Source organism: Chromobacterium fluminis (genome assembly GCF_011602385.1).
GTDB classification, from domain to species: Bacteria; Pseudomonadota; Gammaproteobacteria; order Burkholderiales; family Chromobacteriaceae; genus Chromobacterium; species Chromobacterium fluminis.
Genome location: NZ_JAAOMA010000051.1, coordinates 23547 through 32241 on the forward strand (window position 1 = coordinate 23547; position 8695 = coordinate 32241).

An 8695-nucleotide genomic window follows, 5' to 3' on the forward strand; every position below is an offset into this window, starting at 1 on the left:
TAAATGCGTCCGTGGATTCTGCACTTAACAGGCATTGGCTATTCATCATTCATTGCCTTTACCGTCGGTATGAAATCAAAAACCTGATGAATCTCCGGCATCCGTTCAATTTGCCGCCGCTTCTCCACCGGAATCAGTTGATAGCGCGCCTCCCGTTTCAACTCCATCACGTACGGGTCCAAAGCAAACAGCACCATCTGCATGCCTACAGGGTCATCGCTCACAGAGTAACCAGGCAAACCCAGTGCCCTAGCCTGCAAAACCGCCAGGACAAAATCCCTGCTAGCAGGCTCACTGCATCGCCTTTGATTGCGTAGAGAAAAATAGAGTAAGGTGGCGCCTTTTTCCGCTGCACTTAACGCGACGGCATCGAATAGGGTTTTGGGCAATACCATTCTTTGCTGGTCACAGGCAGTGATCGCTTTTCCATATTCAACTACTGATTTGGCTAAACGGATGGACGCAAGCTGGCGCATTTCTGGCTTATAAACGTCAAAATCGCTGCTAACAGCAGGACCGGCCACACTGGCGGAGAAAACAAACAGCAACAGCAAGCACGGATTACATTTCACCACCATCTGTCATCTTCTCCCAATATAAGGTTTCAGGCCGTGGATTGGACCGAACTTATCCAACCCAAGCCAGCGCCCTTTAAGGGGTAGTCAATGACCACACCGGCTCCAGCGCATCAAGGCTTGGGACCAAATCAAACACCTGCTGCAACTCGGAAATCGTCTCCAGCTTTTGCCGTTTCTCCAGCGGGAGTTGCACATACTCGACCTCTCGTTTTAACTCATAGCCATAGGAAGTCAAAACTAGCAAGAGTCGCCCCGCCTCCAGGTCTTCTTCAGGCGCATACCCTGGCAACTTTACCGTTCTGGCCAACAAGCTAGCGCGAAACAACTCCGTTGCCTCCGGCTCATAACACCGTTTATCATTTCTGGCAAAGAAGTAAGCGAGTGCCACTCTAACTTCCTCCTTGGTCAAGGACATGCCAGAAAAGACGGTGCTGGGCAGCACATGCGCTTTTTCCTGTTGGGTGCAAAGTTTAATTTTCTGCTCGTAGCGAGTCGTGGCAGTCTGCAAACGCAGCTTGGCCGCCTCGATCACGATAGAACTATCCGCCCATGCCAGCAGCGGCGATAAGCACAAGATCATTAGATAGCGCTTAAGGTTGGCAGCCATTGGTCACCGCCTCCCAAAATCGCCTTTGTTTTGGCTCCGATGGATGATCCAACAATGCCTCATTTGCAACTCTGCCAATTTCTCTTCTAGCAATATCAGGCCAAGCCTTAACCGCTGTAGCAAACAGTGCCCAATCGGTCTGATAAATATTGTAGGCGGCGCCCAATGGGCCATTGCGATAAAATATCGTGCCCATCACCCCAACGCCAGTTAACCATACGCCTAATTGTGTCGTTCCCACCTTGCGCTTGATTTCCGCCAAAGAATCCAAACTCTTTTGATCAAACTTTAACCCCTCTATTACCGGGCATTGCTTAGCCATGCTCCTACTCCTTTAGTCGTGATTTAGCTCTGGACAAACTCACAACAAGCTCACCGCCGCCAGCACCGTCTACGTGCTGGCGGCGGCGCACGCGATTAGCGGTTTTCAATCCAACTATCGGAATGAATGATGTTGCCGTCCTTATAGGCCCAGGTGATCTTCTCGTAGCGCAACTCCACCTGTTCCAAATGGTTGTAACGTTCGTAAGCGGGGTCCTTGACGTTGTACATCAACGGCGCCACCGACACGATTTTCACGTTGTCCAGCTTGATATTGAAATACTCCTGCTCGCTGCCGGCATCATCGATCTGATACCATTTGAATTCGACTTCCTTCAGCGTTTGACCGCTGGTCACCGCCTTGTACAGATACGGCGATGAGGCGTCGAACTCCTTGGTCAGCCGCATCGGCGCATGCACACGGGTACCGGTCAGCTTGCCGGTATTGCCATCGGTGGGAATGCTGACTTCGTGTCCGAATGACACGATCTCGACACTGTTCTCTCGGCCCTGCACCGTCACCGAACCCTTGATGTCCGCGCCGCCGTCATCCTTCAGCCACATATATGCTGGGATTGCCATGTCAAACTCTCCTTGGCTTAACTTAATAATTTAAATTTAAAAAAGCCCGCCATCCGCTTCGCCCAACATCAACGCCACGGAGCGAGCGCGCCGCACCCTGCGGCCGCCTCGCAACCGGGCCGCCCGTCACTTGACGGGCAGCGTCGGCAACAAGGTAATCTCCACTCGCCGGTTACGCGCCCGGCCCTCGACATCGTCATTGCTCGCCAGAGGCCGGGTTGCGCCATAGCCCTGGATGGCGAAACGGGTCAACGGCAGCCCGGTCGCTTGCGTCAACCAGTCTCGCACCGCCGCGGCGCGCTCCAGCGACAAGCGCTGATTGGCTTCCGACTGGCCCACGCTGTCGGTATGCCCCGCCACCAACACGTTTCGCTCCGGATAAAGCGCCAGCGCCGCCAAAGCAGGCTTCAAGGCCATCTCCGCGCCGACGCGCAACACCGCCTTGCCGCTATCGAACAAGGACAGGCTATCCAACAGCACCGAGGTCGGCGCCGCCGCCGGCGGGCGATAATCGGCAATCAACCGGGCAATACGCTCCCGCCACGGCTGCGCACGGTAAAACCCGAAACCCAAGCGCAAGGGCACGCCAAGATCGGCATGGCTCTGCAATTCGCGCGCATCCCGCTCCAGCACCCGCAAGGCCTGACGGCGCTCCGCGTCCCGCTCCGCCGGCAGCGAGCGATAGTGCGCGACATTGGCGGACAAACGCTCCAACAGCGCTCGGTTGGACCAGGCCGAGGCGGCAAACGCAGCCAATGCCGTCAGGCAGGCCAAAAGCCAAAGACTCAACGCCAACCTCCAAGCTGCAGGCAGGCACCCACCCGGCTCCAAACCAAACAACCAGCTTCTGGACACCCCTTCCCGTTCGCTCTTGCCTATGTTCAGCGAGCGCACCGTCAAACCACTCAAGGCCTGCCGGCAACGGCCCCATGGCGACAAAGCCGCATCCTTTCCCTGCGTCGGCAGCAAGGCGATTCCCTGCAAGCCGGTCGCCGGAGCCGGCGTAGCCCCCTGCAACAAAGCGGGCAATACCTGAGCGCCTAGCCAGCCTCCCACCGCGCCGGCGCGCAAGCGCAAATCGAAGCGCGCTCGCGCATCCTCGTCGCCCAAAACCGGCGGTTGCAGCTCCATCCGGCTGCGCCAATCGTCCAACCACTCTCGCCACTGCCGCAGGCTGGCGCACGGAGAACCTTGCAACACCACGCCCAAAGTCCCTCCGACACCAGAGCAGCGCGCCGGCGCGGGAAATCCCACCAATAAATAAACCGGCAACCGACAAGCCAGACGGCGCTCCACATCGGCAATCGCCTGCCGCCACGCCTGCAAGCGCCCCAGCCAGGCCGGCTCGCCGCACTCGGCCGCCGCCTCCAAACGCAAGGCCAGGGCATCGGGCGGAGAGCCCCGCCGCCAAGCCACCAGCTCCGCCACCGCGCGCTCCAGCAAGGCCGGGGTCGGCACCATCGCCCGCAGCATGCCATCCTCCGCAGCAACATAAGCTCCGCGCGGGCTTTCCAACTCCACTACCGTGGCGCGCCCACCTCGCCACCCCTGCGGCAAAGCCAGCAAACCCGGCAGCAGCAGCTCTCGCGCCGCGCCGTCGCGGCGCCAGCGCCATATCCGCCAGCCGGCCCAGCCCAGCCAGAGCGCCGCAGCCGCCAAGCCCGCGCCCAAGCGAACCATTGCGCCCCACGGCGCCATTTGCGCCAACCACCACGCTAGCGCCGCCAACGACAGTGCCCACAAGCAGAAAAAATGCGCGTGAATACGCATCGCCCGCCCCTTTACGACAGCGCCAAGGCGGCATCGGCAACGCCCAGCCACCAGCTCAACGCGGCATATCCAAGCAGCGCCGCGGCCAGGCCGGCCCCAGCCGCGGCCAACGGCAAAGCCAAGCGCCGGAAACGCCAGGACACCCCGCCGCGCAACATGGCCACCGCGCCATCAAACTCGCCGGCCGACAACGGCGGCGGCGCCGGCAAGCCCGCGCTCAATTGTCCCAGCAAGGCTTGACTGGCCGCATCGTCCTCGCCTCCGCGGAACCCCAAGGCCAAAACCATTGCGTAACACCAGCTCAGCGCCGGTTCCGCGGCAGGCTGAGCCAAATGCGCCCGCATCCGTCCCAGCAACACCTCGCCGGCCTGATAGCTGTTGAAAAAACGCACTTGTAAGGGCTCCCGCGCCCACTCCGCTCGTTTCGCGCCCTCAAGGCGGCGCAACGCCGCCTCGTCCAGCAATGCGCACTGCGCGTAACTGGCCCGCTCAATCAAGGCTTCTCCGGCGCCTGCCTGGCGCAAATCCTCGCGCGTCGCGCTGACCAGACCGGCCGCATGCTCGCGCCAATCCTCCACATGTTCCGGCGCGTCCTTGTCCGCCAACATCGACACCGTCAGCGCGGTATCCCGGAAACTACGAGCCAAAGTCTCTGGCGGAAATAGTTTGCTCATGATTTCAACACCACAAAGAGTTCAAGCACCACGCCCGGCAAAGACGCGGGCACATAACAGGAACACGCCTGCGCCGCCAACATGCGCTGAAAAGCCGGATGACCGGCATCCAAGGCGAAATACAGGTTTTCCATCCGAACCGGCAAAGCGGCCGGCAAGCGCGCCGGCACGCTCAAGGGCACGCCTCCGGACGCGGTGCTGACTACGGTTTCCACATCCTCCGGCGCGCCAATCTTGCACACCGCCGGAAAACGCTCCAGCAACTGCGCCGGCGGCATATCCGCCTTCACCGACAGATAAAAACCACCCTGTTCGCCCAGCCTGGAATCCGCCAACTGGCCATGCCACATCGACAACTCGCCTTTCTCCAAGGACACCAACACCACTTGGGAGGGAATCACCGTGTCCAGACAGCCCCGGATCCAGTCTTCCAACATCAGAAAACCCGGCCTGGCGTCTTCATGCCGGTAAGCGGGAATGTCCGCCAGATCTTGCTGTAGCGAAAACGTGGACAACATGCCGCACAACTGCGCCAACGCGCGATGCAGCGCTTCCGGGTGGCTGACCGGCGTCTGCCGCAGATGCGCCAATACCGGCCAAGCGCTGTTCACGCAATGCAAAAACCAGAACAAGCCGGCATCCGACACTGAAAAATCCACCAGACCGTGTCCACGCTCGCGCCGGCGCTCAGACAACTGACGGCTGCGCGCCAACAACATCTCCTCTATTCGCTCAAGCAAATCCATCAAGCCGGGCACCGTGTCCAAACGCAACGCCGGCGGCCAGAAAGAGGGATCCCGCATCCATTGCCCCTGGCCATTGCGGCTCAAGCGCAGCAAAGGACAGCAGACATAATCCGCCCGCTCCTCAAACTCCAGCAGCAAACGCAAATTACCGCGCTCCACCGCCAGCTCCGCCGGCGGGCCGTCGTACAAATCCTCCACCTCCAGGTATTCGCAACGCTGTCGCCTGGGCCGCTCCGGCGTCTCGCCGTCACGCTCGCAATTGCCGCCCCCCGCCTCCCACAAAGGCAGGCCCAGGAACACCAGCACGCTCTGCGCCTCGACCGGCGCGGCAAAATCCCGCGCCGGCGGCAAACGGTCAGCTTCGACGCAATCGGCCACGGCGCCATCCGGCAGGATCAGGCGCAGCCTTTCCAGCTTCAGCTTGCCCAGACTCAAAGCGGCCTCATCCCATTCCAGCTCCCAGCACCCCCAAAAATAAGGCTGAGCCAAACGCCCAAACGAGGCCGCCAGGTGCGAAAACCACAATGACTGCTGCTGAAAATGTTGAGGGGACAATAAAGCGCCCTCCATCCACATCGGACGAAAAACTCTCATGCGAATAACCTCTGAGGCAAGCTCTTTAAAATACAACTACCACTGGCAGCGCAAACCAGAACATAGGATTAATCCTAAAATAAAACCACGCCAACAAATTCAAATTAGAACAAAATTAAAGTGCAAATAATTAAAGAAAAATACTTAAAAACAAACCTGCCAATTCAATTCATACCCAACAATAAAAACAATAAATGCCATATAAATAAAACAAATTGAATATAGAAAAATAATGCCATTATAGACATCAAACCTCTAAGACTGTCAAATAAAAACCATATTGCGCCAAACCATAAAACTTGGTTAACATTGAAAAATAAATCCACAAAAAGCATACAAAAACATAAGGACAGATATAAAAATACATCAGCCATCTTGACCAAAATAACAAGAGATAAAAACCTTAAAAACGTCGCCAGAAAACCGCGACAGTTCAACAAACGGGGACACTCCGTCCATTTACCCATCAGGAGAAATGGACATGCATAAACCTTGATCGCTGGAGGAAACACCATGGCTGAAAGTTTTCAAAACGAAGTGCCCGCCGCACGGGTCAACATCAAGCTGGATTTGCATACCGGCGGGGCGCAGAAGAAAGTCGAACTCCCGCTGAAACTGCTGGTGGCGGGGGACTACAGCCATGGCCAGGAACAGCGGCCGCTGGCGGAACGGGAAAAGGTGTCGATCGACAAAAACAACTTCGACGCGGTGCTGGCCGAACTCAACCCCAAAACCAAGCTGGTGGTGGAAAATACCCTGGCCGGCGACGGCTCCGAAATGGCGGTGGATCTGGACTTCAAAGCCCTGCGGGATTTCCACCCGGAACAGGTGGCGGCGCGGATTCCGGAGCTGCGCGCGCTGCTGGCGATGCGCAACCTGCTTCGCGACCTCAAAGCCAATCTGTTGGACAACGCGTCCTTCCGGCGCGAGCTGGAAAAAATTCTGCGCGACGACTCGCTGTCCGCCAACCTGCGCAGCGAACTGGAACGCATCATCCCGCTCGGCCAAGCCGCCCACTAAACCAGGAGCCCACTCATGTCGACCAAAAAGCAACAGCAGCCAGAGGACACCATCGTGCTGGAATCCCCGGCCAGCGTTTACGAGTCGCTATGCGCCAAGATCAACCTGGCGCCCGTGGCCAGCACCCAGCCCATCGAGGCTTATCAGACCGCAGAAGTGATGTCAGACGCGCCGCTGGACGAACGCATCGCGGTGGCAGTGAACGTATTCCTGAAAATGATCCAGGAGTCCTCGCAAAAAGTGGACCGTTTGGACAAAAGCCTGCTGGACTTCCACATTGCCCGCATCGACGCGCAAATCAGCCGTCAGCTGGACGCGGTGATGCACAACCCTGCCTTCCAGCAAATCGAGTCCGCCTGGCGCGGGCTGCGCTTTCTGGTGGACCGCACCGACTTCCGCAAGAACGTCAAGATCGAGGTGTTGGACGTCAGCAAGGAAGACCTGCGCAACGACTTTGACGACGCGCCGGAAGTGATACAGAGCGGCCTGTACCAGCACACCTACATTCAGGAATACGACACCCCCGGCGGCGAACCCATAGGCGCCATCATTTCCAACTACGAGTTCGACCGCAGCCCGCAGGACATCGCGCTGCTGCGCGACATCTCCAAGGTGGCCGCCGCCGCTCACATGCCCTTCATCGGCGCAGTGGGGCCGGCCTTCTTCGGCAAGGAGAACATGGACGAAGTCGCCGCCATCCAGGACGTGGCCAACTACTTCGACCGCTCGGAATACATCAAATGGCGCAGCTTCCGCGATAGCGACGACGCCCGCTACATCGGTCTGGCCTTGCCGCGCTTCCTGGCTCGCCTCCCCTACGGCCCCGACACCGTGCCGGTGCGCAGCTTCAACTACGCCGAAAACGTCAAGGGTCCGGACCACCAGCGCTACCTATGGACCAACGCCGGCTTCGCCTTTGCCGCCAATATGGTGCGCAGCTTCATCGGCAACGGCTGGTGCGTGCAAGTGCGCGGCCCACAGGCCGGCGGCCTGGTGGAAGACCTGCCCATCCACTTGTACGACCTGGGCATAGGCAATCAGGTGAAAATCCCCACCGAAGTGCTGATCCCGGAAACCCGCGAATTCGAATTCGCCAACCTGGGCTTCATTCCGCTGTCCTTCTACAAAAACCGCGACTACGCCTGCTTCTTCTCCGCCAACTCGGCGCAAAAGCCGGCCCTGTACGACACCAAGCAAGCCAGCGCCAACAGCCGCATCAACGCGCGGCTGCCGTACATTTTCCTGCTGTCGCGGCTGGCGCACTACCTGAAGCTGATCCAGCGCGAGAACATCGGCGCCACCAAGGACCGCCGGCTGTTGGAACTGGAACTCAACACCTGGATCAAGCTGTTGGTCACCGAAATGACCGACCCCAGCGACGAGCTGCAGGCCTCGCATCCGCTGCGCGACGCCCAGGTCATCGTTGAAGACATCGACGACAACCCCGGTTTCTTCAAGGTCAAACTGTTCATCGTGCCCCACTTCCAGGTGGAGGGCCTGGACATCAACCTGTCGCTGGTCTCGCAAATGCCCAAGGCCAAAAACTAAGCGCCCGTCCCCTCGGGTCGTTTCCACGGCTCGAGGGCAGGCCCCATCGGGAGAGCCGCCATGCCGCCACAACAACACTATCACCTGAAAATCGCCGAACTCCCGGCCGAACTGCTGTCGGTTGAATCCTTCACTCTGGACGAAACCCTCGGCCGCCCCTTCGCCGCCGACATCCGCTTCACCTCCGCCCAACAAGACATCGACCTCGTCTCCCTGCTGGACCGATTCGCGCTGTTCTCCATCCACGGCCCCCAC

General features: G+C 58.9%; 10 protein-coding genes. 3 read left to right on the forward strand and 7 right to left on the reverse strand.

Going from position 1 to position 8695, the window contains the following annotated elements:
• Nucleotides 1-38: 38 nt before the first annotated feature.
• The 7 genes from HA052_RS23500 to tssK form a co-directional block, all read right to left on the reverse strand.
• Nucleotides 39-578 (reverse strand): hypothetical protein, encoded by a 540-nt coding sequence (locus HA052_RS23500; RefSeq protein WP_166453853.1) that lies wholly within the window; start codon nucleotides 576-578, stop codon nucleotides 39-41.
• Nucleotides 579-651: 73 nt separating this feature from the next.
• Nucleotides 652-1185: a hypothetical protein gene (locus tag HA052_RS23505; RefSeq protein ID WP_166453854.1), complete on the reverse strand. Its 534-nt coding sequence runs from the start codon at nucleotides 1183-1185 to the stop codon at nucleotides 652-654.
• Complete coding sequence (locus tag HA052_RS23510; RefSeq protein ID WP_166453855.1) at nucleotides 1169-1507, reverse strand: hypothetical protein; 339 nt, start codon at nucleotides 1505-1507, stop codon at nucleotides 1169-1171. The genes HA052_RS23505 and HA052_RS23510 overlap by 17 nt, the downstream gene beginning before the upstream one ends.
• A gap of 95 nt (nucleotides 1508-1602) precedes the next feature.
• Nucleotides 1603-2088 carry an Hcp family type VI secretion system effector gene (locus tag HA052_RS23515; RefSeq protein ID WP_166453856.1) on the reverse strand — a complete coding sequence of 162 codons (486 nt, stop codon included), beginning with the start codon at nucleotides 2086-2088 and terminating at the stop codon, nucleotides 1603-1605.
• Nucleotides 2089-2214: 126 nt separating this feature from the next.
• Nucleotides 2215-3858, reverse strand: a complete 1644-nt coding sequence (locus HA052_RS23520; RefSeq protein ID WP_166453857.1) for an OmpA family protein — start codon at nucleotides 3856-3858, stop codon at nucleotides 2215-2217.
• 11 nt (nucleotides 3859-3869) lie between these two features.
• Nucleotides 3870-4532: a DotU/TssL family secretion system protein gene (locus tag HA052_RS23525; RefSeq protein WP_166453858.1), complete on the reverse strand. Its 663-nt coding sequence runs from the start codon at nucleotides 4530-4532 to the stop codon at nucleotides 3870-3872.
• Nucleotides 4529-5872: a type VI secretion system baseplate subunit TssK gene (gene tssK / locus HA052_RS23530; RefSeq protein ID WP_166453859.1), complete on the reverse strand. Its 1344-nt coding sequence runs from the start codon at nucleotides 5870-5872 to the stop codon at nucleotides 4529-4531. The genes HA052_RS23525 and tssK overlap by 4 nt, the downstream gene beginning before the upstream one ends.
• 513 nt (nucleotides 5873-6385) lie before the next feature.
• Between tssK and tssB the strand changes: the two genes are divergently transcribed.
• The 3 genes from tssB to HA052_RS23545 form a co-directional block, all read left to right on the forward strand.
• Complete coding sequence (tssB, locus tag HA052_RS23535) at nucleotides 6386-6892, forward strand: type VI secretion system contractile sheath small subunit (RefSeq protein WP_166453860.1); 507 nt, start codon at nucleotides 6386-6388, stop codon at nucleotides 6890-6892.
• Between the two features lie 15 nt (nucleotides 6893-6907).
• The gene (tssC, locus tag HA052_RS23540; protein ID WP_166453861.1) at nucleotides 6908-8440 is read left to right on the forward strand and encodes a type VI secretion system contractile sheath large subunit; all 1533 of its coding nucleotides are present in this window, start codon (nucleotides 6908-6910) and stop codon (nucleotides 8438-8440) included.
• Nucleotides 8441-8500: 60 nt separating this feature from the next.
• Nucleotides 8501-8695 (forward strand): hypothetical protein (locus tag HA052_RS23545; protein WP_166453862.1); only part of this gene is annotated, 195 nt, incomplete at its 3' end.